Origin of the sequence: Pseudomonas inefficax, from assembly GCF_900277125.1 — a bacterium.
GTDB classification, from domain to species: Bacteria; Pseudomonadota; Gammaproteobacteria; order Pseudomonadales; family Pseudomonadaceae; genus Aquipseudomonas; species Aquipseudomonas inefficax.
The window spans coordinates 217,632-243,567 of sequence record NZ_OPYN01000164.1 but is presented as its reverse complement, the minus strand read 5'-3'; the positions used below and the strand labels follow the sequence as shown (position 1 = coordinate 243,567).

Sequence of the window (25,936 nt, the reverse complement as noted above, 5' to 3'; positions counted from 1 at the left end):
GCGGAGGGCGATTTCACGCGCTACAGCCTGCTCGGATAGCCCCATGGCGAATTGTGACTATAGTGAGTCTCTAGCGATGGGTTCAGAGATGCGGCTATGCCTTCGATAGATGTGTCGCTTCCGTTGAGCCTGCGCAAACGGGCCATGTGGGCCAGTGCGTTGAACCTTGTCGCTGTCTTTGCTTCCCAGGTCATGCGCCTGGGCGGCAATCTGGTTATCACCCGCTTGCTCGTGCCGGAAATGTTCGGCGTGATGGCCATTGCGACCACTGTATCCGTGCTGCTGCAAATGCTTTCCGATGTCGGGCTGCGGCCGAACGTCATTCAGAGTTCGCGCGGCGACGAACCGCTGTTTCTCGATACCGTGTGGACAGTACAAGTCATCCGTGGCTTTGTGCTGTTCCTTCTCACGTTGCTATTGGCCCTGGGGGCACAATTCACGCAACACATCGAGCTGTGGCCGGCCCATTCCACCTATGCCGCTCCAGAGCTACCGATGGTACTGGCTTTGTCTGGGGTCGCCGCAATCATCTATGGCTTCCAGTCGCCCAAGGTCGATGTGGCCATCCGTGTCTTCCAGCAGAAGAAGGTGGTGATCGCCGAGCTGATTGCGCAGTTTGTCGGTTTGATAGCAATGCTCGTGGCAGGCTATCTCACCCGCTCCATCTGGTCATTGGTGGCCGCAGGCCTGCTGAGCACACTGGTTTTCACCGCACTCAGTCACCTGATCTTCCAGGGGCCGCGCAACCGCCTGCGATTGGAGCCGGCTGCGCTGCGCGAAGTGTTCGATTACGGGCGCTGGATCTTGTTATCGTCCTCTGTAGGGGTCCTGGCGATGCAGGGTGACCGGATCTGGTTCGGCGGTAGTATGTCGGTCGCGGAACTAGGGGTCTATTCCATCGCTGTGGCCATCCTCGGGGCCATTCAGTCGGTCCTGCTGCGGCTGGCGGGGGCAGTCGCCTTGCCGGCCTTCAGTGAGGCGACGAGAAGTGGCGACAAAGAGCGGGTGCGCAGCCTTTATTACCGCTCCAGGGCGCTGTTCGACCTGACCTCGCTGTTTGCTTGCGGTTTTTTGCTGACTGCCAGCCCACTGATGATCAGTTGGCTTTACGACGACCGTTATGCCGGCGCCGGCAATACCATGGCGATTCTCTCGCTCTCGCTTTTCACCTTGCGCTTCACGCTGGCACACCAGCTCTGGTTGGCCATGGGGCTGACCAAATACGTGGCGATGGACAACATCATCCGGGTCGTTTCGCTGTTTATCCTGCTGCCGGTCCTCATGGCCATCGGTGGCGTGACCTATGCCATCTGGGGTGTGGCGCTGCATACCTTCTTCACGCTTTTCCTGATTTTTCCTGTCAACCGCAAGCTGGGTCTGCTGGACCTGAAGCGCGAGCTTGTAGTGCTGCCCGCCCTGCTGATCGGCGTCCTTTTCGGTGAAATGATTACCAGCCTGTTCACCTGATTGGGCCGTGAAGATATTCCACAAGAAAAAATGGCGCCATAAAACATACTGTTTTTACTGGCTAACCATTGAATATTCAATGATTAGGCGTGTTTGACAGATCTTTTTCGCGGATCTTTAATATTTTTGTATCTGGCAGCCTATGGCGTTTAAGTGCCAAAGGTGATTGGGTGTTTATTTGACAGTGCTTATAACCTGTTATCCGCGTGAGCTCCAGGGACATAAAATGAGAGAGCACATACGAAAGCTCATAACGCCGTCGATGCGCTTCGAAATAAGAAAGTTCTTGATTTGGACCCAGGATATAATGGGGCGCGCGTGTTTGTGGCGCTGGGAAATCGCCAGGTTCCGGCTACAGAAAAGTAACGACTACGAGGTCTTGTATGTCGGTCGAAAGAGCCGCAGGGAAATGGCCAAGCTGCTCATCGGCGGTAAGCCCGAGGCCGGCACCAAGCCTGGCAATGGCGCGCAACAACCTGGCCCCGCGTCCCATAGGTTGTTGATCAGCGAGATGCCCAGTGCAGGGGCCCTGTACGTACCCCATTACCTGAGTGCCATCATCCCCCTGGGGCGTCCGCTGGAGGAGATCATCGCTCGCTACGACGGTGAACTCCGCCGCAGTATTCGCAAGTGCCGGCCGCTATACCGTATGCAGCAGGTGCTGACCGACGAGGCGATTGGCAAGGCCGATCGGGAAATGCTGCAGCCTTATGCTCAGGCGCGGCATGGCCTGCATGCCAAGCAGTTCGACTCGCAGGAAGTGGTGCGCATCGCCCAGACCGTTGGCCGGCTCGACCTGATAATGAAAGGCGACGAGGTTGTCGCCTGTCATTTCGGTTGTGTAATAACCCGGGCCGGCAAGCGCTATTGGAGCACGCTTCGCTTTGGCTACCCGGAGGCTGTCTTCAGCGACCCCAAACGACTGCGCGAGGTCAACTCCATCACTACTTTCATGGCCCTGGAATGGGCCATCGAGCAGGGTTTCGATTATTACGATATCGGCCAATGCCTGGCACGTCCGGACGATGGGCTTTTGAAATGGAAGCGCCGGCGCGGCGGTGATGTGGATACCTTGGGCAACCAGGCCTATATGTTCGTCCGGCTACCGAAGACCGGCATCGCCAAGTTCCTCTGGGAGTTCCCATTATTCGCCGTCGAGGACAGTAAGCTCACACTGCATCTGGGGCTGCCGGATGGGCCAAGTGACGAGGAAATTGTCGACCGCTATCGTGAAATGGTCTTCGGTGGTTTGTTCAAGATATACATTTACTGTGCGAAAGCGCCTGGCGAATTACTGCTGGAGAACTTGCGAGATCGGTATGCCCACTTTCAGTCCCCTCCCATTCTGGAAAGAGTAGCGTCCAACTGAGCGTGAAAGATGCCTTCAATGAGAGTGCTTCATGATGAACGATATTTCGGATGTAGACACGAAGGGATCGGACCGTAAAAGCTGGAGCTTGGCCGCATACACGTACCTGGCAAGAAAGCGCTTGGTACGAAAGCCGTCGGAGAACCTCAAGAGCCTTGCGGTCAAGACCTGGGATATCGCGCCGGCCGAGGTCACCCCGGCGCCTCCCGCTTTCTTCCTGCCGAACCAGTTGGAGCGAGTGACCGGCTGGGAAGCGAAGCGTTTCTTTCCTTTCGAGCATCCGCGGCGAACCATGGAGGGGTTGGGCAGCGTCGAACAGGCTCCGACCAGGGGCTATCTGATCAAGGATGTCATTCTGATCGATGGCGCGCTGTACAAGAACAATGCCAGCTTCTGGCTGTCTGACCGACCCAACGGGTTGCCACGGGTCGTCGTGGAGCAAGAGATCGAGCGTGGGGCCGCTTATTGTTCACGTTACGGCAACCGTTGGTTTGGAACATGGCTGGCCGAGGATTGCGTAACCTATGCTTTGGCCCGTAACGAAGGGGTGCCGGTAACCACGGCGCCCTCGGGCAGGTTCCCGCTTTTTTCCCAGGCTCCGCAGTACGAAGAATGGCTTTGCATGCATCCGCTGCGGCTGCGCACTGCGTTTTTTCGAGAGTTGGTGCTGTTCGATGACTTCAGCCACAACACAAACCAGTCCGAGCGATACCGCGCCATGGGCCAGAAGTTGTTGTCGCGGGTGAATTACCAGCCCCACCCGGGGGTTTTCATCCTGCGGGGCTGTGACGGAGATCCGCGCCTGCTGCACAACGAACTGGAAATTGCCGAGCATCTGCATAAACATCGCGGCTTTCGCATTCTTAATCCTTTGAAGTGCGACCTGGCAACCATCGTGCAAACTTGTGCCGGGGCGAGGGTAGTGGCGGGCGTCGAGGGCAGCCAGCTGATCCACGGTATCAATGTGCTATCGCCCGGCGCTTCGGTGCTGACGCTGCAGCCACCTGATCGCTTTGTCTGCTTCTACAAGTACCTGACTGATCGCGATCAACAGCATTTCGGCTTTGTGGTCGGGATACCCAATGGCATCGGCTTCCGCATCGACCTCGATGAACTCGAACGGACCTTGGATCTGCTGCCGTCATGACGAAGCATGCCATGACTGCCTGAGGTGCAGGGCCACTGGTCGCACGGTGTAACGTATGTTCGCGGTCCTCGCCCAGGGCGGGCGTGGTAGAATCCGCGCCTTCGAATCTGGAGGTACACGCGTGCGCAAACTGGCTGTGGTAATGGCAGTGCTCGCCCTGGCGGGCTGTGAGAACGAGGTCGAAGGCGTGCACAAACAGGTGGCCGAACACCTGCACAACCCCAAGACCGCCAAGTTCGGCAACGTGCGGATCGACACCCAGGGCACCATCTGCGGGCAGGTCCGTGGCAAGGATGACGCCGGGCAGTACGAAGCCTACCGCAGCTACGTGGCGATCAAGCGCGATGACCAGTACGAAATCATCGTCGACGACAGCGGCAACAACCTGCGCATCCGCGAGATGTGCGGTGGCGCCGAGCTGCAGCGCCGTGCCGAAGCCCTGGCTGGCCAGCCGGCCCCGCAAGGCTGGGATGTGGAGGTCATCCAGGGCGCCAACATGGGTGCGCTCAGCGACATGACCGCACGCCTGATCGAAAAGGGCATCCCGTCCTCGGTAGAGTACCGCGATGGCAAACCGGTGGTGCTGATGGGGCCGTTCCCCAGCCGTGAGGAAGCCGAAGCACGCAAGGCCGAGGTAATGGCCAAGCTGGGTACCGATTCGGTGGTCATACAGCACGGTGCAGCGCGCTAACCCCGCTTCCTGCGGGGAGATAACCGGTGTTGCTCAAGATTCAGATGCCTGCGCAAACCTTGTGGGAGCGGCCTTGCGTCGCGAAAGGGCTGCGTAGCGGCCCCGATATCTGAACCTGGCACAGATGGCCGGGGCCGCTTTGCGGCCCAATCGCGACGCAAGGCCGCTCCCACACATTGTCCTCGCAGTTTTGGCTATGCTTGGCAGGAGGAAGCTGAACGGGGAGGGCCTCATGTCTACACTGGAGCGGGCCATTGCCGTGGCCGCCAGGGCGCATGAAGGGCAATACGACAAGGGTGGGGCTGCTTATATCCTCCACCCGCTACGCGTGATGATGCGGGTTGGCACAACCGAACAACGGATTGTCGCGGTGCTTCACGATGTAATCGAAGACACCCCGCTGACCCTATCCGACCTGGCGCGCGAGGGTTTCGCGCTGAAAATCCTTGCCGCCTTGCTGGCGCTCAGCCGCCGTGAGGGCGAGGCCTACCAGGACTTCGTGGTGCGCCTGGGCGGTGACCCGCTGGCGCGCACCGTCAAGCTGGCCGACCTGGCCGACAACAGCGACCTTTCGCGCATTCCCTGCCCAGGCCCCACCGACCTGGCGCGGCTGGCGCGTTACCGCGAAGCCAGTGCCTACCTGCAGGCACTGGCTTGAGGTTGATGCGCGGTCAGTCTTCCTTCGGTACTGTCCAGAAAATCTGCACACCGCCATCGTCGCGGTGGGCGAGGGTGACGTTGTCGTTTTCGGCGATTTCCCCAAGCAGGGTTTCCCAGTCTTCCGGGGTTTCCTGTTCCAGACGAAAGATCAACGCCGCACGGCTGCGCTGTGCCGTGGGGCTGTTGATGATCTTCTGGATGCGCATACCCAGTTGTTCGTAGCTGCTCGGGGTGGCGGAGGCGGTGCTGGACACAAGTGTTTCCTTGTTTTTGCTGTATGCACATACAGTATTTCACTGTAAGTAATTTCGCAACAGCTTGTCAGGCGAAAGAGTGGTACGTCAGGCCACCGCCTGCGCCCCGGTGATCTCCACCAACGACCCGCACATGAATGCTGCTTCGTCCGACGCCAGGAAGGCCACCAGCGCGGCCACTTCTTCCGGTTTGCCAATACGCCCGAACGGCACCATGCGGTCGAGGTCGGCAATGGTGCGGCCCGAGCGCAGTACCCCTGCTTCCAGCATCGGCGTGTGAATCTCGCCCGGGCATACGGCATTCACGCGGATTTTCTGCGGCGCGTAGTCGCGTGCCAGGTTCTGCGTGAACGAGGCTACCGCGGCCTTGGTCACGTTGTAGGCGATGTGCCCGGGTGCCGGGTACAGACCCCATTGCGAGGCAGTGTTGACGATGGCGCCACCACCGGCTTCGATCATGCCCGGCAGCACGGCCCGGCACAGATGGAACATGGCATCGAGGTTGACGGCAAAGCTGCTGTGCCAATCGTCTTCGCTCAGAGCCAGGAGGTTGCCGCGGCGGTTGATGCCGGCATTGTTTACTAGCACGTCGATGCGCCCGAATTCACTTGCGACCGCCTGCACCAGGCCGCGGCAGGCCTCACCCGAGGCAATGTCTGCGGCCATCGCCCGGGCCTTGCCACCCGCTGCTTCGATGGCCTGTGCCACGGCCTGCGCCGCCTCTAGGTTGACGTCACTGACCACTACCGTGGCGCCTTCGCTTGCCAGCCTGCTGGCAATGGCGGCGCCAATGCCTCCAGCACCACCGGTAACGATTGCCACTTTGTTCTCGAACCTGTTCATCGGCGACTCCTGTTTGTTGTGTGCAGGGTTGCATGCAACATAGTGAGTGGACGTGCGCGTGTCAACAGGACTGATGGGATCAGCCCCGGCAACGTGGTGTGGATGCTTTGCGGGTCAGGCGATGGACATGCGCGCCGTCAGGTTCTGCTGCATGTAGTCGAGGAAGCGGCGCTGGAACAGCATGGTGTGTTCGTGCGCGGCGGCCTCGGCGGCGTCGGCGTCGCGGGCGGCAATGGCCTCGATGATTTCATCGTGGTCGCGGCCCAGGCGGTGGGCGCTGGCAGAACTGACCACATGGTCGAAGTGCAGGTGCAGCAAGCGCTGGCCTTCGCCCAGCAGGCGCTCGTAGTAGTTGATGAAGTAGGGGTTGCGGCCGGCGTGGGCAATGGCCATGTGGAAGGCCTTGTTCAGCTCGGACATCGCCTGGAAGTCGCCACTGGTCACGGCCTTGAGGTAGGCGGCGTCGGCCTGGCGGATGGCTGCCAGGTCTTCTTCGCGGTGCTGGGTGGCGGCCAGGCGGGTGACGGCGCGCTGAATCAGGTCGAGGGCGGAGATGTAGTTGGGGAACTCCTCGATCTCGAACGGCGTTACCAAGGTGGTGCGGTTCGGCAGGATCACCACCAGGCCCTCGGTGATCAGGCGGGCCAGGGCATCGCGCACCGGCGAGCGGGACAGGCCGAACTGCGCGGCCAGCGAAACTTCGTCCAGCTGCACGCCCGGCTTGAGCTTGAGGGTGAGGATCTGTTTGCGCAGTTCTTCGTATATGTAGCGGCCGCTATGGCGTCGTGGTGCGCCTTCGGTTTCGGTGTCTTTGGCCATCATCAGGTCTCGGTTGGGCTCGCTCGTATCATACAGGCCAGCCCTTGTAGTTTTCATCCCGGCTTGATCCGGGCCCGTGTAGGAGCGGCCTTGTGTCGCGATGGGGCGCGCAGCGGCCCCGGCAATCTCCGCGGCGGCATCGAAACTTCGCGGCGACATCGAAACCTGGGGCCGCTGCGCGCCCCATCGCGACACAAGGCCGCTCCTACAGGGTGTATGGGTCAGGAAATGCCGGCCCCCCATGTGTCGCTCAGCATGAAGCCTGCAGCCAGCGGGTCGTCCGGGTCCACGCCGAGCTGTTGCAGGCCATACAGCCAGGCTCGCCCGGTCACCCGTGGCAGTACCGCCGGGCGCCCGCCGACCTCGCCGTGGCCCAGCAACTCGACCTGGAACTGACCGCCAATGGTCGAGCGCGATACCAGTTGGTCACCGGGCTGCACCAACCCGCGTGCCGCCAGGGTGGCCAGGTTGGCCGAACTGCCGGTGCCGCATGGCGAGCGGTCGACCCGCCCTGGTGGCAGGGTGGTGCAGGTCTGGTAGGTGCGATCGTCCAGGCGGTTGCGGAACATCACGTAGGCCACTTCATTCACCGACGGCAGCAACGGGTGCTGGATGTCCAGCTGGCGGTTGATCACCGCCTTCAACGCCACGCCGGCATCGGCCAGGGCACGGGCATGTTCCGGGGCGATCGACAGGCCGGTCTGCGCCACATCGATCAGGGCGTAGTACACGCCGCCAAACGCCACATCGATCTTGAGGGGGCCGAACTGCTCGGTCTCGATGGCCAGGTCCAGGTGCTCGACGAAGGCAGGCACCATGTCCAGCGACACACTCAGGCAGCGGCCGTCCGCGCACCGGGCGCGGGCGGTGACCAGGCCAGCGGGGGTGTCCAGCACCACCGTGGTCTCGGGTTCCTGCATCGGCACCATGCCCAGCTCCAGCAGGGCAGTGACCACGCAGATGCAGTTGCTGCCAGACATCGGGTGAGCCTTGTCCGCCTGCAGCACGATAAAGCCAGCGTGGGCTTCCGGGCGGGTTGGCGGCAGCAGCAGGTTGACCGACATCTGCAGGCAACCGCGCGGCTCCAGCGTTACCAGGCGGCGCAGGCTGTCATCCACCTCGTTGATGTAGTTCATCTTTTCCAGCATGCTGGCGCCGGGTATGCCCAGTACGCCGCCAGTGATGACCTTGCCGATTTCGCCTTCGCAGTGCACTTCGGCCAGCTGAAGGGTCTGTTTCCAACGCATGGGTGTTACCTCACTTGATGTACCAGCCCCAAGGCTGCTCGCTGTCGTAGCGGGTGATCTGCTTGGTTTCCAGGTAGTTGTTCAGGCCCCATTCACCCAGCTCGCGGCCGATGCCGCTCTGCTTGTAGCCGCCCCACGGTGCTTCGGTGAAGGTGGGCTGCGAGCAGTTGATCCAGACGATGCCTGCACGGAACCTGCGCGCCACGCGCTCGCAACGCTGCAGGTCTTTCGACATCACCGCGGCGCCCAGGCCGAAGCGCGAATTGTTGGCCGATCTTACCGCTTCTTCTTCGCTGTCGAACGGGCGGATGCATACCACGGGGCCGAAGATTTCCTCGTTCCACACCCAGCTGTCTTCCGGCACGTCGGCGAACACTGTGGGTTGCAGGTAGAAACCCTTGTCCAGATGCGCCGGGCGTTCACCGCCGCATACCAGGCGTGCGCCTTCTTCCAGGCCGCGGGCAATGGCCTGCAGGGTGCCTTCGTACTGGCTGCGGTTGACCAGCGGGCCCAGCAGCACGCCTTGCTCCATGCCGTTGCCGATCTTGATCTTGCGGGTTTCCTCGGCCAGGCGAGCCAGCAGTGGCTCATAGGCCGCACGCTCCACCAGCACGCGGGAGGTGGCCGAGCAGACTTCGCCCTTGTTCCAGAAGATGCCGAACATGATCCACTCGACAGCCTGTTCGATATCGCTGTCGGCGAAGATCACGAACGGCGATTTGCCACCCAGCTCCAGGGTGACGTTCTTGATGTCCTGGGCGGCCGCTTGCATGATGCGGCTGCCCACCGGCACGCTGCCGGTGAAGGCCAGCTTGTCGACGCCAGGGTGCGCGGTAATTGCTGCCCCCACCGTGGAACCCGGGCCGGTGACGATGTTCAGCACCCCGGCTGGCAGGCCGGCTTCATCGGCGATACGTGCCAGCTCCAGGGCAGTCAGCGAGGTTTGCTCGGCGGGCTTGAGGATAATGCTGCAACCAGCGGCCAGGGCCGGGGCGATCTTCCACGAAGCCATCAGCATCGGGAAGTTCCACGGCACGATGGCGCCGGCCACCCCGATTGGTTCCTTGCGCGCCAGCGAGCTGAAACGGTCGTCGGCCAGTGCCACCGGCTTTTCGCGCTGGGCATCCAGCTCTTCGGCAAGGTTGGCATAGAAGTCGAAGCAGCCGGCGGTGTCGCCGATGTCCCACATCGCTTCAGGGAATGGCTTGCCGTTGTCGCGGACTTCCAGCTCGGCCAGGGCTTCCTGGCGGGCACGGATGCCATCGGCGATCTTGCGCAGGCAGGCGCCGCGCTCGGCCCCGCTCAGGCGTGGCCACGGCCCCTCGTCGAAGGCAGCGCGGGCTGCCCTGACCGCAACATCGACGTCCGCAGCACAACCCGAGGCAACGGTGGCGATCAGGCTTTCATCGCTCGGGTCATACGAATTGAAGCTGCCACCATTGATCGGGCTGACCCACTGGCCATTGATGTAGAGCTGGTCGTAGCGGTTCATGCGTTTCCTCCAAGGACGGCGAAGCGTCGAGCACTGAATGCAGAAAGATTCTGGGTTGGGCTGCGTCGGGCGGCGAGGTCGCTGACCAGGCGGCCGGTGGTGGCGCCAAGGGTGAGCCCGAGCTGGCCATGGCCGAAGGCCAGGATCGCGTTTTGCAGCCGTGGCGAGCGGTCGATCACCGGTTTGGTGTCGGGCAGGAACGGGCGGTAGCCGACGCCGAATTCCATGCCTTGGGTGTTCAGTTGTGGCAGTACGCGGCGGGCCTTTTCCATGATGATTTCGGCGCGCTTGAAATTGGGTTCGGCATTGGCGCCGGCGAACTCGATGGTGCCGCCGATCTGCAGGCCGCGGGTCATGGGGGCGAAGCAGAAGCCGCCGTCGGCGTAGATGACCGAGTGACGGATTTCCACGCCCGGCTGCGGCAGTACCGCCTGGTAACCGGCGATGCCAGCCAGTGGGATGTTCACCCCGAGCGAGTCGAAGAAGGCGCGGGCGCCGGTGCCGGCTGCGATCACCAGCAGCTCGGCGGGCACGCGTGCGCCGTCTGCCAGGGTGACGCCGGTCGCCTTGTCGTGGTGTTCGTCGATCTTCACCACGCGTTGGCGTACACGCACGCCACCCTGGGCAATGAAGCTTTCGGTGAGGGCGGCGATGAAGCCTTCGGTGTCGTTCACGGCGCGCCAGTCAGGGAACATCAGGCCATGCTGGAACTTGCCGGCCAGGGCCGGTTCCAGGTCGCCGATTGCGGCGCCGTCCAGCTCTTCGGAACAAAAGCCCAGTTGCTTGCGCAGCTCCAGGTGCGGGCGTTCGTGTTCAAGGCCGGCGGGCGAGTCGAACACCTCCAGGATTGGGCGGTCGCCGAGCAGGGTCTTGTCGGGGCAGGCCGCCAACAGCGGAGCATAGTCTTGGTACACATGCTGGGTCAGGCGCGCCATGTCCTGGGCGATCTCGTTGATCTTCGACGGGCGGGCACAGGCCAGGAAGCGCATGAACCACGGCAGAATGCCGGGCAGGGCGCTGGGGCGCAGGGCCAGCGGGCCTTTCTGGTCGAGCAGCCAGCCGGGGATTTTCATCAGGATGCCGGGCTTGGACAGCGGGATGACTTCGCTGACCGCCATCTGCCCGCAGCTCCATTTGGCGGTGCTGTCGCCGGGGGCGGCGGGGTCGATGAGGGTGACCCGGTGGCCGTCGCGCTGCAGGTACAGCGCGCAGCACACGCCGACAATGCCGCCGCCGATGACTACAGCCTGTTGCGGTGAGGGGTGCGGGTTGTTCATGGATCACATGCTCTAAAGGGTGTGTGAGGTCCCTGTGGGAGCGGGTTTACCCGCGAAGCAGGCACTGCGGTGCCTGGCACCGGCTTTGCCGGTGTTCGCGGGTGAACCCGCTCCCACAAGGTTCTGCTCAGGTCATTGCATTTGCATCAGGCCTGGGAAGCCTCGAACACCTTGCGGAATTCGGCCTTCTCCACATCGGTCAGCGGCAGCAACGGGGCGCGGGCATTGCCAACCTTGAAACCGGCCAGTTCGGCGCCGTACTTGACCTTCTGCACGAACTTGCCGCTTTCCAGGTTGGCCATGGCCGGGAACAGGCTGCGCATTACCTGCTGGGCACCACGGATATCGCCGCTGGTGAAGGCCTTGTGGAAGGCCACGACCTTCTCCGGGAAGATATTGGCCGGGCCGCAGATCCAGCTGTCGGCACCCCACAGGTAGAAGTCCAGGGCCTGGTCGTCGGAGCCGCAGGACAGCTGGATGCCTTTGTATTTTTCACCGATCTCGATGGCGCGCAACAGGTTGCCGCTGCTTTCCTTGATACCGATCACGCGCGGGTGCTCGTGCAGCGCGGCAATCACGTCCAGGCCCACTTCGACGTTGGTGCGGATCGGGTAGTTGTAGAGCACCACGTTGATTTCGGGGAAGGTCGAGAGGATGGTGTTGTAGTGGGCCAGCAGCTCTTCCTGTGACGGCAGTGCATAGTAGGGCGGGGCGATCAGCAGGTTGTTGTAGCCAGCGTCGACGGTCTGCTTCACCTGCTCCAGCACTTCACGGGTACAGGAGCCGTTTGCCCCGGCGATCAGCGTGCCGCGCTCGCCGACCACTTCCTTGACGGTGGCCAGGATCTGCCGGCGTTCGTCGTTGCTCAGGGCGTAGTACTCACCGGTCGAGCCCAGTGGCACGAAGCCGCTTACGCCAGCGGCCAGCTGGTGTTCGAGGATCGCGGCCAGGGTGTCGTGGTCGACTTTGCCGGCGGCGTCGAACGGGGTGACCAGGGCGGGCAAGATGCCATTGAGTTTCATGTCGTAAGTCTCCTTGGGGAAGGTATCAGTAGGCGTAGCGACGAAGCAGGCGCCCCTCGACCACACCGACCAGGCGGGTGAGCGGGAAGGCCACCAGGAAATAGATGACGGCCACCGCCGAGAGGAACTCGACCGGGCGTGCCGTGCTGTTGGAAATGTTCTGGCCGACGAACATCAGGTCGGCGACCCCCACCGAGGAAATCAGCGCGCTTTCCTTGAACAGGCTGACCACGTTCGACAGCAGTGGTGGCACCGAGCGCAGCAGCGCTTGCGGGAACACCACGTACAGCACTTTCACCCGCGAGGTCAGGCCAAGGGCGATGCACGCATCGTGCTGTTCGCCGGCGATCGACTTGAGCGCGCCGCGGAAGGTTTCGCTGGTGATCGCGCCCATGTACAGGGTCAGGGCGATCAGCACCGACACGTACGGCGGGATGTCCAGGCCGAACACCACCGGGAAGCAGAAGAACACCCAGAACAGCTGGATCAGCAGCGGCGTGCCGCGGAAGAACTCCACGTACAGGGTCAGCGGCAGGCGCAGCAGCTTCAGCTTCACCTGGCGCAGCAGGCTGACCACGAAGCCCAGCAGGCTGCCCAGCAGGGCGCACACAGCGGTGAACGCCAGGGTCAGGGCCAGGCCCTTGAGCAGCACCGGCCAGTAGTGCAGAACTACCGAAAAATCGAGTGGCATGACGTTCTCCTCAGCGCTGTGCGGCCAGTTCCTGGCGCCGTTCGAACCACTGCACCAGCTGCGCGATCGGCAACGACAGGGCGAAGTAGATCAGCGCGATCAGGGTGTAGGTTTCCAGCGGGCGGTAGGCTTCGGTGGCCAGGCTCTTGCCCACGTACATCAGGTCGGCGACGGCAACGATGGCCACCAGCGCGCTTTGCTGCAGGGTGCCGATGCCGTTGGTGATCAACACCGGCAAGGCGCTGCGCAGCGCTTGCGGCAGCACCACGTACAGCGTGCGTTGCCAGCCTTTGAGGCCAAGAGCGATCGAGGCATCCAAATGTTCGCGTGGCACCGCCTGCACACCGGCGCGGTAGGCCTCGGCGTTGAATGCCGTCAGGTTCAGCCCCAGGGCCAGGAAGCCCATGACGATCGGGTCGATGAACACGTCGAACAGCATCGGCACGCAGTAGAAGAACCAGACGATCTGCAGCAGCGCCGGGGTGCAGCGGAAGAACTCGATGAACAGCTGCGCCGGCCAGCGAATGAAGAACCAGCGGCTCAGGGTCATCAGGCACAGCACGAAGCCGCAGGTCAGGCCGATCAGGTTCGAGACCAGGGCCAGCTCCAGCGTCACCTTCAGCCCGTCGAGCAGGGCCGGCAGGCTGCCGTTGAGAAAGTGGAAATCGAATTGGTAGTTCATCGCGGCGCCCTCAATCGAACTGCACGACCTTCTCGAGGAACTCACGCGTGCGTGTTTCCCGAGGCTGAGTGAAGATCTGCTCGGGGTGGCCTTGCTCCACCACCTTGCCGTTGGCGCAGAACACCACGCGGGTGGCGATATGCCGGGCGAAGTGCATGTCGTGGGTGACGATGATCATCGCCATCTTCTGCTCGGCCAGCTGCATCATCACGTTCTGCACTTCGATGACCATTTCCGGGTCGAGCGCCGAGGTGACTTCGTCGAACAGCATCAGGCGGGGTTCCAGCATCAGCGCCCGGGCGATCGCCACGCGTTGCTTCTGGCCGCCGGACAGCTGGCTGGGGTAGGCGTGCAGCTTGCTCTCCAGGCCCAGGCGGGCGAGGTAGGCGCGGGCCTTTTCGGTGGCTTCGGCTTTGCCCATGCCGTGCACCTTGACCGGTGCCAGGATCAGGTTGCCCAGCACCGACAGGTGCGGGAACAGGGTGTAGTGCTGGAACACCATGCCAATCTGCTTGTGCAGGGTTTCGTCCAGTGGCTTGCCCTGTTTGCGGCTGCCGTCGATGTAGGGCTTGCCCTGGAAATGGATGCTGCCGCCCTGGATACCTTCCAGGCCCATCAGCACCCGTAGCAACGAACTCTTGCCGCTGCCGGACGGGCCGATGATCACCAGGCGATCGTCGGCGCGCATGTCCAGGTTCATCTGGTCCATCACCACCAGCTGCTCGCTGTAGGCCTTGCGCACGCCGCGCAGCTGGATAAAGTCGCCGCCCAGGGCGGAATCCGGGGTGAGCGAAGCCTGTGGCTGGGCAGCCACCAAATGAGGAGTGGTCATTACAGTCGTCTCCGCGAGGGCGCCCTTGGCCGGGGCCCTCGGCATGTCAGCGGGAGTTACTGGGCTTTCTGGCCCGCGATGATCTGGGCCGAGGCCTTGTCCACCAGCTGGTCGATCTCGCCGCTGGCGCGGCGCTGGCTGAGGTAGGCATCGAGCTGGGCAAGGTCGGCGGCCGGGGTGCTGCGCGCCAGGGCGAACGACACGCCTTGCCTGGCCAGGGCCGGTACTGGCAGTACCTCCTTCGCCCAGCTGTTGGCCATGGCGAACAGGTGGTTGGTGTCGTTGGCGTCGGCCAGCACATCGGCGCGGCGCGACATCAGGGCCATGCGGGTTTCATCGGAGCCGGGCAGGCGCATCAGCGTGGCGTTCCTGATGGCGGCCGATACCGCCTTGTCGGCGGCGGTGCCTGAGATCACGGCGATGGTCACGCCGGGTTTGTCATAGTCGGCCAGGTTGTTGCCGGCGCTGCCGAACTTGGGGTTCTTGCCATTGACCAGCAGCGAGACCTGGTAGTCGGTGGCCGGCACCGAGAAGGCCACGGCCTGGGCACGTTCCGGGGTCTGGTTCAAGGCCATGGCCATGTCCCACTTGCCGCTTTGCAGGCCGGCAACCTGGTTGTCCCAACTGGTGTCGACGAACTGCGCCTTCACTTTCAACACCTGCTCGGCAAAGTCACGGCACAGGTCGACGAAGTAGCCGCTGTACTGCCCGGAGGCCGGGTCTCGCATCACATAGGGCGCCGCTACCGCCGCGCCGCAACGCAGCACGCCGGCCTTCTGCACGGCTTGCCAGGTCTGGGTGTCGGCGTGGGCCGCAGGGTGCATCACAAGTGCCAGTGCTGCGGTGAGGCAAGCGATGCCGCCACCGAGTGTGCGGGAAAGGGACCGTGCCATTTTGAATCTCTCCGGTGATTTTTCTTGTAGGCAGAAGAGCAAGCAAAAAATAGATCGCAGTGTGTTTTGTTGGATTCTGCAATGTGTGCATTGTTGTATTCAGGCTATTCCCGAGCCGACGGAGCTGTCAACACGCGGCAAAGAATTTTTTGCAGCAGGTGAATTTCAACTGGACGCGGTTCCTGTAGGAGCAGCCTTGTGCTGCGAAGAGGCCAGTACAGGCGCAGCTTTTGTGCTGTTCGTACCGGCCTCTTCGCAGCACAAGGCTGCTCCTACAGGGGACCGCGTCAGTTCGAAGCAGGGGTGTCAGTCAGCTTCAGCTCATCGAGGAACCGTTCGAGAATCAGGTTCTGCCGCCGCCCCTTGCGGGTGGCAATGGCCAGCTTGGCGTCGAAGAACATGTGGCCCGGGCCCAGCGGCGCCATCAGGCCTTTTTCCACCCAAGTGACTGCGTAGTGGTCTGGCAGGAAGCCGATGTAGCTACCGGTAAGGATCAGGAAGGCGATGCCCTCGCGGTCAGTGGCGGAGGCAGCGAAGTTAAGCCGCTGGTGCAGGCTGATCGCCTTGGCGGTCATGCGGTAGGTCGGCACGACGGCATCGGCCTGCGCCAGCTGCGCGTCGGTGACCGTGGCAGCGCTGGCGAACAGCGGGTGCTCATGGCTGCAGTACAGCTTGGAGCGTTCTTCGTACAGCAAGCTGTAGTCCAGCCCGGAAAGCGGCGCGATCAAGGGTACGGCGCCCACATGCAGGCGGCCGTCCAGCAGGCCGCGCTCGATGTCGCCCGGGGTGCTCATGCTCAGGTTGATGCGCACGCCGCTGCCCTCGGCGCGCACTGCCTTGAGGGCGTGGGTGATGCGCATTCTGGGCTGGGTCACCAAGTTGTTGACGATCGCCACATTGAGGTCGCCGCGCAGATGCTGGTGCATCTGGTTCACCTCGCTGCGAAAGCCCTCGATGGCGGCCAGCACGGTTTCGCCGGCACGCAGCACCTCGCGGCCTTCGTCGGTGAGGGCGAAGCCGGCGCGCCCGCGCTGGCACAGGCGCATGCCCAGGCGCTTTTCCAGGTCGCCCATGTGCAGGCTGATGGCCGAGCGGGTAATCCCCAGCACGCTCTCGGCGGCAGAAAAGCTGCCGCATTCGACGACGGTCTTGAAGACCCGCAATAGCCGCAGATCGAAATCACTGACTTGATGCACGGGCGTTTTCTTGGTCATGGGTGAGTTTTCCGATAACCGAACGTAAGTAAATGTGGATTTAACTTGTGTGATGCGAGGCACAGTCTAGGATGCAAGCATGCATACAAAATAGCATGCAGCTGTGTTGCCGTACCTTCCTGCCAACAACAACGACTATCAGTGAGGTCCACCATGCATCTTCCAGTTCCGTCTTCGCTCAAGGCACTCGTCATCGCCGCCGGGCTGTGTGGGGCCTTGCTCGCCCAGCCCGCCGCCCAGGCTGCAGAAACCTCGATATGGCAGGACGTGCAAAAGGCCGGTGTTTTGCGCTGCGGGGCGGCGGTGGCCGCGCCCTATGTGATGCGCGATGCCAAGACCGGCGACTACAGTGGTTACTTTGTCGACTTGTGCCGCGACTTCGGTGAGAAGGTGCTGAAGGTCAAGGTGGCCTTCGTCGACACCAACTGGGACAACCTGGTGGCCGGCCTGCAGAGCAGCAAGTGGGACCTGGCCATGGCCCTGAACCAGACGCCGGAGCGCGCGCTGGCCGTCGGTTTCAGCGTGCCGGCGACCGATTACCAGGTGTCGCTGCTGGTGAACAAGGACAACCCCAAGCTGGCTGAGGTGAAGGACGACGTTGCCGCCCTCGACAAGCCGGAGGTGACCTTTGCCGTGATGTCCGGTACCGCACAGGACAAGGCCATTTCCTCGGTGATTCGCAGCGGCAAGATCATGCGCCTGCCGGGCATGGATGAAGCGCGCCTGGCGGTGATGTCCAAGCGCGCCGATGTGCTGGTCGATGCCAGCGACACCAACCACCTGTTCGCCTTGGCCAACCCTGGCTGGACCCGCGAGATACTGCCCAAGCCCGCGCTGGCCAAGCAGGGCGTGTCGTTCGGCGTGCGCCGTGACATCTCCCCGGCGGACCTGCAGGTGTTGAACATCTATCTGTCGCAACGCCGCGAAACCGGCGATATCCAGCGGCTGGTCGACAAGGCTTCGCTCGAAGCCAACGCAGAGGTAAGCAGCAATGAGTGATTTCGCACGCCCCCTGGCCGGGCAGGTCGTGCTGGTGACCGGTGCTTCCGGTGGCATTGGCGCCGCGATTGTCGAGCGGTTGGTTGCCGAAGGTGCCAAGGCCCTGATCCATTACAGCCGCGATGCCCAGGGGGCCTGGCAACTGCTGGAGCGCATTGGTGGCAACGGCTGGACCGTACAGGGCGACCTCAGTGAAGAAAGCGGGCCGGAAAAGCTCTGGCGAGCCGCACTGGAACTGGCGGGCGGGCGTATTCACGGGTTGGTCAACAACGCCGGTATTCGCAGCGAAATCCCGCTTGAAGCGCCTTCGGCGCAGTGGCGTGCAGCCTGGCGCCATGAGTTCCAGGTGAACTTCTTCGCTGCCGCCGATCTGTGTCGCGAGGCTGTAGCGCATTTCCGCGCCCATGGCGGCGGGCGCATCATCAACATGGCCAGCCGCGCCGCCCAGCGTGGCTACGCCGCCGATGCCTTGCCATACGGCAGCAGCAAGGCGGCGTTGGTCAACCTGACCAAATCGCTGGCGCGCAGTGTGGCCGGGGAGGGCGTGGTGGCGGTGGCCATTGCCCCGGGTTGGGTGCGTACCGACATGGCCGAGCAGTACATCGCCCAGCATGGCGAAGCCGCCGCGGTGGCAGATATCCCGGTCGGGCGTATGGCCAGCCCGGTCGAGGTCGCCGAACTGGTGGCGTTTACCTTGCGGCCGTCGCAGGCCTCGCTGAATGGGGCGACGCTGGATGTGAATGGCGGCAGTTACATTCGCTGATTCAGGGGCGCGTTGCGCCCCATCGCGACGCAAGGCCGCTCCTACAGCGGATCGCGATCCCTTGTAGGAACGACCTTGCATTTCAGGGGGGCTAGTGATCAGTACTCCCAGAAGATCCGCTGCAGCTCCTTGCTGTCCTGGGTCCTGGTCATCGCCACCATCGCCAGGATCCGCGCCTTCTGCGGGTTCAGGTCATGGGCCACGACCCAGTCGTTCTTGTCATCCGGCTGTTCGGCGTTGCGCAACACGAAACCACCCTGGTTCACATGCGACGAGCGAATGATCTGCACACCGTTCTTGCGCAGTTCCTGCAGCGCCGGCACCACCCGCGACGACACCGAACCGTTGCCGGTCCCGGCGTGGATCAGTGCCTTGGCGCCGTTCTGCGCCAGCGCCTTGTAGGCGGTGTCGGTGACGTTGCCATAGCCATAGGCAATGTCCACCTGCGGCAGGCTGCTGATCTGCTTGATGTCGAACTCGGAGTTGACCGTGTGGCGCTTGGCCGGCAGGCGGAACCAGTAGGACTTGCCTTCCACCACCATGCCCATCGGGCCCCAGGCGCTCTTGAAGGCTTCGGTCTTGATGTTGACCGACTTGCTCACATCGCGGCCGGACTGGATCTCGTCATTCATGGTCACCAGCACGCCCTTGCCGCGCGACTGCTTGTCGCTGGCCACGGCCACGGCGTTGTACAGGTTGAGCATGCCGTCGGCGGACATGGCGGTGCCCGGGCGCATCGAACCGACCACCACGATCGGCTTGTCGGTCTTTTCCACCAGGTTGAGGAAGTAGGCGGTTTCTTCCAGGGTGTCGGTGCCGTGGGTGATGACGATGCCGTCCACATCCTTGCTTTCGGCCAGTTCGGCAACGCGTTTGCCCAGCTTGAGCAGGTCGTCGTTGGAGATGCTTTCAGAGGCGATCTGCATGACCTGCTCGCCGCGCACGTTGGCCAGGTCGGCCAGTTCCGGCACGCCGGCGATCAGCTTGTCGACGCCCAACTTGGCGGCCTGGTAGGTGGCGCTGTTGGCGGCGCTGGCGCCAGCACCGGCAATGGTGCCGCCGGTGGCCAGAATGACCACGTTGGCCAGCTTCTGCTGGGTTTCGGCTTCTTTGGCCGAAACGGTGGTTGGCAGAGCCAGCAGCAGGGCAAGGGCGGTGGGGGCGAAGGTTTTCAGTGCGGCATTCATCGTTATTGTTCTCTCTCTTCCTAATGAGATGGTTGTTTTGTCGCACAGGGTGCAAGGCAGGTTTCGTACCAAGCCCGTGCGCGCTGACTGTAGGAGCGGCCTTGTGTCGCGATGGGCCGCAAAGCGGCCCCAGATTTTCAGCTTCGCAGCATGAATTGCCGGGGCCGCTTTGCGGCCCATCGCGACACAAGGCCGCTCCTACACGGCGGGTGTTCCATTCGAGATTCCGAACAAATCCAGGAAAAGACGTTCGGTTTTTCGGAAAAAATCCGGATAAACTGCCCCAAGCTCGACTTGACCTCCGACAGCCAAACGGATTTGACAAACCCCGGTCCTGTTTCCATAGTTAGGCAACGCAAACGTTTGCGATCCGACAAAAAACACAAGATTCGGAGTCATCGTCCATGAAACTGCCGTTCCCCGGTCGTCTGCTGGCCCTTGCGGTCATTTCCTCGCTTTCCCTGGCCCTGCCGTTTTCTGCCGCCCACGCCGAAGACAAGCCCAAGGTCGCCCTGGTCATGAAGTCGCTGGCCAACGAGTTCTTCCGCACCATGGAAGACGGCGCCAAGGACTACCAGAAAACCCACGCCGATGAATTCGAGCTGATCGCCAACGGCATCAAGAACGAGACCGACACCGGCGAGCAGATCCGCATCGTCGAGCAAATGGTCAACGCAGGCGCCAAGGCCCTGGTCATTGCCCCGGCCGACTCCAAGGCGCTGGTATCGGCAGTGAAGAAGGCCATGGACCAGGGCGTGGTGGTGATCAACATCGACAACCGCCTGGACCCGGCGCTGCTCAAGAGCAAAGGCATCAGCGTACCCTTCGTGGGCCCCGACAACCGCAAGGGCGCGCGCCTGGTCGGCGACTTCCTGGCCAACGAGAAGCTCAAGGCCGGCGACCAGGTCGGCATCATCGAAGGGGTGCCGACTACCACCAACGCCCAGCAGCGTACCGCCGGTTTCAAGGACGCCATGGAGGCCGCGCAGGTCAAGATCGTCTCGGTGCAGAGCGGCAATTGGGAAATCGACAAAGGCAACGCCGTCGCCGCCTCCATGCTCAACGAATACCCCGACCTGAAAGCCCTGCTGGCCGGTAACGACAGCATGGCCCTGGGCGCCGTGTCGGCCGTGCGTGCCGCCGGCAAGACCGGGCAGGTGCAAGTGGTGGGCTACGACAACATCAACGCCATCAAACCGATGCTCGCCGATGGCCGTGTGCTCGCCACCCTCGACCAGGCGGCCAGCCAGCAAGCGGTGTACGGCATCCAGGCGGCGCTGAAAATGGTCAAGGGCGAGAAGCCCGACGTGGATGCCGACAATGTCATCCAGACCCCGGTCCAACTCATCACCAAGCCCTGATCGCTGGCAGGAGATACGGCCATGCCTGCATCTGCCAATGAAGTGGTGCTCGCCGCCAGCGGCCTGGGCAAGACCTATGCCCAGCCCGTGCTCGGCGAGGTCAGCCTGAACCTGCGAGCCGGCGAAGTGCTGGCGCTGACGGGTGAGAACGGCGCGGGCAAGAGCACCCTGTCCAAGCTCATCAGTGGCCTCGAAACCCCCACCACCGGGCACATGCGCTACCGCGGCCAGGCCTACGCACCCGGCAGCCGCAGCGAGGCCGAGCGCCTTGGCGTGCGCATGGTCATGCAGGAGCTGAACCTGTTGCCCACGCTGACCGTGGCGGAAAACCTGTTCCTCGACAACCTGCCCGGCCGCTTTGGCTGGATCAGCCAGAAGCGCCTGCGCCAGCTGGCCGCCGCCGCCATGGCCCAGGTCGGCCTCGACGCCATCGACCCGGACACCCCGGTCGGCGAGCTGGGCATCGGCCACCAGCAGATGGTCGAGATCGCCCGCAACCTGATCGGCGACTGCCATGTGCTGATCTTCGACGAGCCCACCGCCATGCTCACCGCGCGCGAGGTAGAGCTGCTGTTCACCCAGATCGAACGCCTGCGCCAACGTGGCGTGGCCATCGTCTACATCTCCCATCGCCTGGAAGAACTGCAGCGCGTGGCCCAGCGCATCGTCGTGCTGCGCGACGGCAAGCTGGTGTGCGACGAACCGATCCAGCGCTACAGCAGTGCCGAACTGGTCAACCTGATGGTCGGCCGCGAGCTGGGCGAGCATATCGACCTGGGCCGCCGGCAGATCGGCGCGCCGCTGCTCAAGGTCGACAAGCTCAGCCGTGCCGACAAGGTGCGGGAAGTGTCGTTCGAAGTCAGGGCAGGGGAGATCTTCGGCATCTCCGGCCTGATCGGTGCCGGCCGTACCGAACTGTTGCGCCTGATCTACGGCGCCGACCGTGCCGACAGCGGCAGCATCGCCCTCGGCCAGCCACCGCAGGCGGTCACCATCGACTCGCCCAAGGCTGCCGTGCAGGCCGGTATTGCGCTGATCACCGAAGACCGCAAAGGCGAGGGCCTGCTGCTGACACAGTCGATCAGCGCCAATATTGCCCTGGGCAACCTCGGCGCGGTATCCCGGGCCGGGGTGCTCGATGGCGAGGCCGAAGTGGCATTGGCCGAGCGCCAGATCCAGGCCATGCGCATTCGCAGTGCCGGCCCGCAGCAAGTGGTAGGCGAGCTGTCTGGCGGCAACCAGCAGAAGGTGGTGATCGGCCGCTGGCTCGAGCGCGACTGCCAGGTGCTGCTGTTCGACGAGCCCACCCGTGGTATCGACGTCGGCGCCAAGTTCGACATTTACGGCCTGCTGGCCGAACTGGCGCGCCAGGGCAAGGCCCTGGTGGTGGTGTCCAGCGACCTGCGCGAGCTGATGCTGATCTGCGACCGCATCGCCGTGCTGTCTGCCGGCCGCCTGATCGACACCTTCGAGCGTGACCATTGGAGCCAGGACCAGCTGCTGGCCGCAGCTTTTGCCGGTTATCAGAAACGTGACGCACTGCTGCATGACGCAGCTCCCAGGACGGATGCATGAAAACCACCCCGCTCGACAGCCAAGGCGCCGTACCGGTGCGCCGCAGTGGCACCTATCTTGGCCTGGGTACCTATCTGGGCCTGGCCGGCGCCTTGCTGGCGATGATCGTGCTGTTCTCGTTCCTCAGCAGCCACTTCTGGTCGTACAACACCTTCAGTACCCTGGCCAACCAGATCCCCGACCTGATGGTGCTGGCGGTGGGCATGACCTTCGTGCTGATCATCGGCGGCATCGACCTGTCGGTGGGCTCGGTGCTGGCGCTGGCGGCCTCGACGGTCAGCGTGGCGATCCTCGGCTGGGGTTGGGGTGCGCTGCCTTCGGCCCTGCTGGGCATGGCCGTAGCCGCGCTGGCCGGCAGCATTACCGGCGGCGTCACCGTGGCCTGGCGCATTCCGTCGTTCATCGTCTCGCTCGGCGTGCTGGAAATGGCCCGCGGCCTGGCCTACCAGTTCACCGACTCGCGCACTGCCTATATCGGCGACGCCTATGCCTGGTTCTCCAACCCCATCGCATTCGGCATCTCGCCGGCGTTCATCATCGCCTTGCTGGTGATCGTGCTGGCCCAGTTGGTGCTGACCCGCACGGTGTTCGGCCGCTACCTGATCGGCATCGGCACCAATGAAGAGGCCGTGCGCCTGGCCGGCATCGACCCGCGCCCGTACAAGGTGCTGGTATTCGCCCTGATGGGCCTGCTTGCCGGCCTGGCCGCGCTGTTCCAGATCTCGCGCCTGGAAGCGGCAGACCCCAATGCCGGCTCCGGCCTGGAGCTGCAGGTGATCGCCGCCGTGGTGATTGGCGGCACCAGCCTGATGGGCGGGCGCGGCTCGGTCATCAGCACCTTCTTTGGCGTGCTGATCATTTCGGTGCTGGCCGCAGGGCTGGCGCAGATCGGTGCCAGCGAACCGACCAAGCGCATCATCACCGGGGCGGTGATCGTCATCGCCGTGGTGCTCGACACTTACCGTAGCCGGCGTGCAGGCCGGCGGAACTGAGAACATGGCAACCATCAAAGACGTCGCGGCACTGGCGGGCATTTCCTACACCACCGTGTCCCATGTGCTGAACAAGACCCGGCCGGTCAGCGAGCAGGTGCGGCTGAAAGTCGAAGCCGCCATCGCCGAGCTCGACTACGTACCCAGCGCCGTGGCCCGCTCGCTGAAGGCGCGCAGCACGGCCACCATCGGCTTGCTGGTGCCCAACAGCGTCAACCCGTACTTCGCCGAACTGGCGCGGGGCATTGAAGACGCCTGCGAGCGCAACGGCTACTGCGTGATCCTGTGCAACTCCGACGACAACCCGCAAAAGCAGCGCAGCTACCTGCGCGTACTGCTGGAAAAGCGCATCGACGGCCTGGTGGTGGCTTCGGTAGGCCAGGACAGCGACCTGCTGCAAAGTCTGGCTGGCGTGCGCACGCCAATGGTGATCGTTGACCGCGAACTGGATGGCGTGGATGCCGACCTGGTGCGTATCGACCACGAGCAGGGCGCCTTCCTGGCCACCCGGCATCTGCTGGAGCTTGGCCACCGTGACATCGCCTACATCGGTGGCCCCGCCGAAACCGGGGTCACCCAGCTGCGCCTGAGCGGCTTCCGCCGCGCCATGGCCGAGGCCGGTGTGGCGGTGCTGGGCGACCGCGTGCTGCACTGCGACTTCACCAGCCCGGGTGGCCATGCGGTGGCAAGCCGGTTGCTGGAGGGCAGGCGGCCCACGGCGATTTTCGCCGGCAACGACATGATCGGCTTCGGCGTGCTGCGTGCCGCGGCCGAACGCAATATCAACGTGCCCGGCGAGCTGTCGGTGATCGGCTTCGACGACATCGAACTCAGCCGCTATGTGTACCCGCCGTTGACCACGGTGGGGCAGTCGATCCGCGAGCTGGGCGAGAGCGCCGCGTCACTGTTGTTGGCGCGTATCGGCACACCTCGGCAGGGCGCGGCAGAGCAACGCATCGTCGCCCCGCGCATCGTGCTGCGCGAGTCCACCGGGCCGCGCCCGGACCTGTTCAACGATTACCGCTAACGCTAAGGAAATGTCATGAATGCCAAGGTCGTGGTAGTCGGTAGCCTCAACATGGACCTGGTGGCCCGCGCCCAGCGCCTGCCCCGGGCCGGCGAAACACTCCCCGGCGAAAGCTTTTTCACCGTGCCGGGCGGCAAGGGGGCCAACCAGGCGGTGGCCGTGGCGCGCCTGGGCGGCAGCGTGGCGATGATCGGCAATGTCGGCGACGATGATTATGGGCGGCAACTGCACCGCGCCTTGTATGTGGAAGGCATCGACTGCCAGGGCGTCATCACTTGTCAGGGCGTGTCCAGCGGCGTGGCGCTGATCACCGTGGATGCCGCCAGCCAGAACTGCATTGTCATCATCCCCGGTGGCAACGGCCTGCTGACCCCGCAGTCGGTGCAGCGGTTCGATGCGCTGCTGCAGGCGGCCGAGGTGATCATCTGCCAGCTGGAGGTACCCACCGACACCGTGGCCTGGACCCTGGCCAGGGGGCGTGAGCTGGGCAAGCAGGTGATCCTGAACCCGGCGCCGGCGACCGGCCCCTTGCCGGCGGACTGGTTCGCTCACATCGACTACCTGACGCCCAACGAAAGCGAGGCCGAAGCCCTGACCGGCGTGGCGGTGGCTGACCTGGACAGTGCCCGGCGTGCCGGCGAGCGCTTGCTGCAACTGGGCGCGGGCAAAGTGATCATCACCCTGGGCGCGCAAGGGGCCTTGCTGGTCACCCCCGAGGGCCACCAGCACTTCCCCGCGCCGCTGGTCCAGCCGCTGGACACCACGGCAGCCGGCGACACCTTCATCGGCGGCTTTGCCGCTGGCCTGGTGCGCGGCCTGGAGGAGGGCGAAGCCATCACCTTCGGCCAGCGCGCCGCGGCCCTGTCGGTTACCCGCGCCGGCGCCCAGCCGTCGATTCCCTACCTGGCGGAGCTTGCGCCATGAAGAAAACCCCACTGCTGAACGTCGCCCTGTCGCGGACCATTGCCGGCATGGGGCATGGCGACATCCTGGTAATCGGCGATGCCGGGCTGCCGGTGCCGCCGGGGGTAGAACTGATCGACCTGGCCGTCACGCCTGGCCTGCCGGATTTCGCCAGCGTCTTGCGGGTTGTGCTGAGCGAGTTGCAGGTAGAGCGCCACGTGCTGGCCGAAGAGATGCAGAAAGTGGTGCCGCCGGCGCTGGTCGAGATCGAGCGGCTGAAGGGCAAGCTGGGCAAGCGCGAATGGCTTAGCCATGAAGATTTCAAGGCGTTGTCACGCAATGCCCGTGCGGTAGTGCGCACCGGCGAGTGCCAGCCCTACAGCAACATTGCGCTGATCTCCGGCGTGACCTTCTAACTCGTCATCTTGCCCAACGCAGATCCCCTGTGGGAGCGGGCATGCCCGCGAACACCGGCAACGCCGGTGCCATCCACCGCAGGCCCCTGTGGGAGCGGGCATGCCCGCGAACA

26 protein-coding genes are annotated in these 25,936 nt (G+C 63.5%); 13 read left to right on the top strand and 13 right to left on the bottom strand.

Annotation, left to right across the window (positions count from 1 at the left end):
- Positions 1-96 precede the first annotated feature (96 nt).
- The 5 genes from JV551A3_RS19545 (at position 97) to JV551A3_RS19525 (ending at position 5,332) form a co-directional block, all read left to right on the top strand.
- The gene (locus JV551A3_RS19545) at positions 97-1,467 is read left to right on the top strand and encodes an oligosaccharide flippase family protein (RefSeq protein WP_133971162.1); all 1,371 of its coding nucleotides are present in this window, start codon (positions 97-99) and stop codon (positions 1,465-1,467) included.
- 226 nt (positions 1,468-1,693) lie between these two features.
- The gene (locus JV551A3_RS19540) at positions 1,694-2,836 is read left to right on the top strand and encodes a hypothetical protein (protein WP_133971164.1); all 1,143 of its coding nucleotides are present in this window, start codon (positions 1,694-1,696) and stop codon (positions 2,834-2,836) included.
- Positions 2,837-2,867: 31 nt separating this feature from the next.
- The gene (locus JV551A3_RS19535) at positions 2,868-3,983 is read left to right on the top strand and encodes a glycosyltransferase family 61 protein (protein WP_133971166.1); all 1,116 of its coding nucleotides are present in this window, start codon (positions 2,868-2,870) and stop codon (positions 3,981-3,983) included.
- 121 nt (positions 3,984-4,104) lie between these two features.
- Positions 4,105-4,674 carry an SPOR domain-containing protein gene (locus JV551A3_RS19530; RefSeq protein WP_133971168.1) on the top strand — a complete coding sequence of 190 codons (570 nt, stop codon included), beginning with the start codon at positions 4,105-4,107 and terminating at the stop codon, positions 4,672-4,674.
- A gap of 232 nt (positions 4,675-4,906) precedes the next feature.
- Complete coding sequence (locus JV551A3_RS19525) at positions 4,907-5,332, top strand: GTP pyrophosphokinase (RefSeq protein ID WP_112252417.1); 426 nt, start codon at positions 4,907-4,909, stop codon at positions 5,330-5,332.
- Positions 5,333-5,345: 13 nt separating this feature from the next.
- On the opposite strand, the gene JV551A3_RS19520 is transcribed toward JV551A3_RS19525, so the two are convergent.
- The 12 genes from JV551A3_RS19520 to JV551A3_RS19460 form a co-directional block, all read right to left on the bottom strand.
- A complete protein-coding gene (locus JV551A3_RS19520; RefSeq protein ID WP_112252418.1) occupies positions 5,346-5,588 on the bottom strand; it encodes a DUF1654 domain-containing protein in 243 nt (80 codons plus the stop codon).
- Positions 5,589-5,675: 87 nt separating this feature from the next.
- A complete protein-coding gene (locus tag JV551A3_RS19515; RefSeq protein ID WP_085692097.1) occupies positions 5,676-6,431 on the bottom strand; it encodes an SDR family NAD(P)-dependent oxidoreductase in 756 nt (251 codons plus the stop codon).
- 114 nt (positions 6,432-6,545) lie between these two features.
- Complete coding sequence (locus tag JV551A3_RS19510; protein ID WP_133971169.1) at positions 6,546-7,253, bottom strand: GntR family transcriptional regulator; 708 nt, start codon at positions 7,251-7,253, stop codon at positions 6,546-6,548.
- Between the two features lie 218 nt (positions 7,254-7,471).
- Positions 7,472-8,497 carry a proline racemase family protein gene (locus tag JV551A3_RS19505; RefSeq protein ID WP_133971171.1) on the bottom strand — a complete coding sequence of 342 codons (1,026 nt, stop codon included), beginning with the start codon at positions 8,495-8,497 and terminating at the stop codon, positions 7,472-7,474.
- A 10-nt stretch (positions 8,498-8,507) separates the two neighbouring features.
- Positions 8,508-9,989, bottom strand: coding sequence for an aldehyde dehydrogenase family protein (locus JV551A3_RS19500; protein WP_133971173.1), 1,482 nt, complete (start codon positions 9,987-9,989; stop codon positions 8,508-8,510).
- Entirely contained in the window at positions 9,986-11,266 is a 1,281-nt protein-coding gene (locus JV551A3_RS19495; RefSeq protein WP_133971175.1) for an NAD(P)/FAD-dependent oxidoreductase, read from the bottom strand. The genes JV551A3_RS19500 and JV551A3_RS19495 overlap by 4 nt, the downstream gene beginning before the upstream one ends.
- Positions 11,267-11,412: 146 nt before the next feature.
- The gene (locus tag JV551A3_RS19485) at positions 11,413-12,288 is read right to left on the bottom strand and encodes a dihydrodipicolinate synthase family protein (protein ID WP_133971180.1); all 876 of its coding nucleotides are present in this window, start codon (positions 12,286-12,288) and stop codon (positions 11,413-11,415) included.
- 25 nt (positions 12,289-12,313) lie between these two features.
- Complete coding sequence (locus tag JV551A3_RS19480) at positions 12,314-12,979, bottom strand: amino acid ABC transporter permease (RefSeq protein WP_133971182.1); 666 nt, start codon at positions 12,977-12,979, stop codon at positions 12,314-12,316.
- 10 nt (positions 12,980-12,989) lie between these two features.
- Entirely contained in the window at positions 12,990-13,661 is a 672-nt protein-coding gene (locus JV551A3_RS19475; protein WP_085692090.1) for an amino acid ABC transporter permease, read from the bottom strand.
- Positions 13,662-13,671: 10 nt separating this feature from the next.
- Entirely contained in the window at positions 13,672-14,493 is an 822-nt protein-coding gene (locus tag JV551A3_RS19470) for an amino acid ABC transporter ATP-binding protein (protein ID WP_133971184.1), read from the bottom strand.
- A 56-nt stretch (positions 14,494-14,549) separates the two neighbouring features.
- A complete protein-coding gene (locus tag JV551A3_RS19465; protein WP_133971186.1) occupies positions 14,550-15,386 on the bottom strand; it encodes a transporter substrate-binding domain-containing protein in 837 nt (278 codons plus the stop codon).
- Positions 15,387-15,673: 287 nt separating this feature from the next.
- Complete coding sequence (locus JV551A3_RS19460; protein WP_133971188.1) at positions 15,674-16,600, bottom strand: LysR family transcriptional regulator; 927 nt, start codon at positions 16,598-16,600, stop codon at positions 15,674-15,676.
- A gap of 153 nt (positions 16,601-16,753) precedes the next feature.
- Here JV551A3_RS19460 and JV551A3_RS19455 point away from each other — a divergent pair, with 153 nt between their 5' ends.
- Positions 16,754-17,599, top strand: coding sequence for a transporter substrate-binding domain-containing protein (locus JV551A3_RS19455; protein WP_133971190.1), 846 nt, complete (start codon positions 16,754-16,756; stop codon positions 17,597-17,599).
- A complete protein-coding gene (locus JV551A3_RS19450) occupies positions 17,592-18,362 on the top strand; it encodes an SDR family NAD(P)-dependent oxidoreductase (RefSeq protein WP_133971192.1) in 771 nt (256 codons plus the stop codon). Before JV551A3_RS19455 ends, JV551A3_RS19450 begins: the two co-directional genes overlap by 8 nt.
- A 98-nt stretch (positions 18,363-18,460) precedes the next feature.
- On the opposite strand, the gene JV551A3_RS19445 is transcribed toward JV551A3_RS19450, so the two are convergent.
- Positions 18,461-19,549 carry an asparaginase gene (locus JV551A3_RS19445; RefSeq protein ID WP_133971194.1) on the bottom strand — a complete coding sequence of 363 codons (1,089 nt, stop codon included), beginning with the start codon at positions 19,547-19,549 and terminating at the stop codon, positions 18,461-18,463.
- A 404-nt stretch (positions 19,550-19,953) separates the two neighbouring features.
- Here JV551A3_RS19445 and JV551A3_RS19440 point away from each other — a divergent pair, with 404 nt between their 5' ends.
- Genes JV551A3_RS19440 through rbsD form a run of 6 tightly spaced genes read left to right on the top strand, consistent with a single transcriptional unit; the run spans position 19,954 to position 25,823 of the window.
- Positions 19,954-20,910, top strand: coding sequence for a sugar ABC transporter substrate-binding protein (locus JV551A3_RS19440; protein WP_133971196.1), 957 nt, complete (start codon positions 19,954-19,956; stop codon positions 20,908-20,910).
- A gap of 21 nt (positions 20,911-20,931) precedes the next feature.
- Positions 20,932-22,485 carry a sugar ABC transporter ATP-binding protein gene (locus tag JV551A3_RS19435; protein ID WP_133971198.1) on the top strand — a complete coding sequence of 518 codons (1,554 nt, stop codon included), beginning with the start codon at positions 20,932-20,934 and terminating at the stop codon, positions 22,483-22,485.
- A complete protein-coding gene (locus JV551A3_RS19430) occupies positions 22,482-23,477 on the top strand; it encodes an ABC transporter permease (RefSeq protein ID WP_133971200.1) in 996 nt (331 codons plus the stop codon). Before JV551A3_RS19435 ends, JV551A3_RS19430 begins: the two co-directional genes overlap by 4 nt.
- A 4-nt stretch (positions 23,478-23,481) precedes the next feature.
- Positions 23,482-24,504 (top strand): LacI family DNA-binding transcriptional regulator, encoded by a 1,023-nt coding sequence (locus JV551A3_RS19425; RefSeq protein ID WP_133971202.1) that lies wholly within the window; start codon positions 23,482-23,484, stop codon positions 24,502-24,504.
- 15 nt (positions 24,505-24,519) lie between these two features.
- Positions 24,520-25,428, top strand: coding sequence for a ribokinase (gene rbsK, locus JV551A3_RS19420; protein WP_133971204.1), 909 nt, complete (start codon positions 24,520-24,522; stop codon positions 25,426-25,428).
- Entirely contained in the window at positions 25,425-25,823 is a 399-nt protein-coding gene (gene rbsD / locus JV551A3_RS19415) for a D-ribose pyranase (RefSeq protein ID WP_133971206.1), read from the top strand. Before rbsK ends, rbsD begins: the two co-directional genes overlap by 4 nt.
- Positions 25,824-25,936 lie beyond the last annotated feature (113 nt).

What these genes read in the sequence shown, in the direction of transcription:
- JV551A3_RS19455 (WP_133971190.1), top strand. Translation starts at nt 16,754, where the DNA reads ATGCATCTTCCAGTTCCGTCTTCGCTCAAGGCACTCGTCATCGCCGCC.
- JV551A3_RS19480 (WP_133971182.1), bottom strand. Translation starts at nt 12,979, where the DNA reads ATGCCACTCGATTTTTCGGTAGTTCTGCACTACTGGCCGGTGCTGCTC.
- JV551A3_RS19440 (WP_133971196.1), top strand. Translation starts at nt 19,954, where the DNA reads ATGAAACTGCCGTTCCCCGGTCGTCTGCTGGCCCTTGCGGTCATTTCC.
- JV551A3_RS19475 (WP_085692090.1), bottom strand. Translation starts at nt 13,661, where the DNA reads ATGAACTACCAATTCGATTTCCACTTTCTCAACGGCAGCCTGCCGGCC.
- JV551A3_RS19495 (WP_133971175.1), bottom strand. Translation starts at nt 11,266, where the DNA reads ATGAACAACCCGCACCCCTCACCGCAACAGGCTGTAGTCATCGGCGGC.
- JV551A3_RS19465 (WP_133971186.1), bottom strand. Translation starts at nt 15,386, where the DNA reads ATGGCACGGTCCCTTTCCCGCACACTCGGTGGCGGCATCGCTTGCCTC.
- JV551A3_RS19470 (WP_133971184.1), bottom strand. Translation starts at nt 14,493, where the DNA reads ATGACCACTCCTCATTTGGTGGCTGCCCAGCCACAGGCTTCGCTCACC.
- JV551A3_RS19505 (WP_133971171.1), bottom strand. Translation starts at nt 8,497, where the DNA reads ATGCGTTGGAAACAGACCCTTCAGCTGGCCGAAGTGCACTGCGAAGGC.
- JV551A3_RS19425 (WP_133971202.1), top strand. Translation starts at nt 23,482, where the DNA reads ATGGCAACCATCAAAGACGTCGCGGCACTGGCGGGCATTTCCTACACC.
- JV551A3_RS19445 (WP_133971194.1), bottom strand. Translation starts at nt 19,549, where the DNA reads ATGAATGCCGCACTGAAAACCTTCGCCCCCACCGCCCTTGCCCTGCTG.
- JV551A3_RS19450 (WP_133971192.1), top strand. Translation starts at nt 17,592, where the DNA reads ATGAGTGATTTCGCACGCCCCCTGGCCGGGCAGGTCGTGCTGGTGACC.
- JV551A3_RS19535 (WP_133971166.1), top strand. Translation starts at nt 2,868, where the DNA reads ATGATGAACGATATTTCGGATGTAGACACGAAGGGATCGGACCGTAAA.
- JV551A3_RS19540 (WP_133971164.1), top strand. Translation starts at nt 1,694, where the DNA reads ATGAGAGAGCACATACGAAAGCTCATAACGCCGTCGATGCGCTTCGAA.
- JV551A3_RS19435 (WP_133971198.1), top strand. Translation starts at nt 20,932, where the DNA reads ATGCCTGCATCTGCCAATGAAGTGGTGCTCGCCGCCAGCGGCCTGGGC.
- JV551A3_RS19430 (WP_133971200.1), top strand. Translation starts at nt 22,482, where the DNA reads ATGAAAACCACCCCGCTCGACAGCCAAGGCGCCGTACCGGTGCGCCGC.
- JV551A3_RS19500 (WP_133971173.1), bottom strand. Translation starts at nt 9,989, where the DNA reads ATGAACCGCTACGACCAGCTCTACATCAATGGCCAGTGGGTCAGCCCG.
- JV551A3_RS19525 (WP_112252417.1), top strand. Translation starts at nt 4,907, where the DNA reads ATGTCTACACTGGAGCGGGCCATTGCCGTGGCCGCCAGGGCGCATGAA.
- JV551A3_RS19485 (WP_133971180.1), bottom strand. Translation starts at nt 12,288, where the DNA reads ATGAAACTCAATGGCATCTTGCCCGCCCTGGTCACCCCGTTCGACGCC.
- rbsK (WP_133971204.1), top strand. Translation starts at nt 24,520, where the DNA reads ATGAATGCCAAGGTCGTGGTAGTCGGTAGCCTCAACATGGACCTGGTG.
- JV551A3_RS19460 (WP_133971188.1), bottom strand. Translation starts at nt 16,600, where the DNA reads ATGACCAAGAAAACGCCCGTGCATCAAGTCAGTGATTTCGATCTGCGG.
- rbsD (WP_133971206.1), top strand. Translation starts at nt 25,425, where the DNA reads ATGAAGAAAACCCCACTGCTGAACGTCGCCCTGTCGCGGACCATTGCC.
- JV551A3_RS19545 (WP_133971162.1), top strand. Translation starts at nt 97, where the DNA reads ATGCCTTCGATAGATGTGTCGCTTCCGTTGAGCCTGCGCAAACGGGCC.
- JV551A3_RS19510 (WP_133971169.1), bottom strand. Translation starts at nt 7,253, where the DNA reads ATGATGGCCAAAGACACCGAAACCGAAGGCGCACCACGACGCCATAGC.
- JV551A3_RS19515 (WP_085692097.1), bottom strand. Translation starts at nt 6,431, where the DNA reads ATGAACAGGTTCGAGAACAAAGTGGCAATCGTTACCGGTGGTGCTGGA.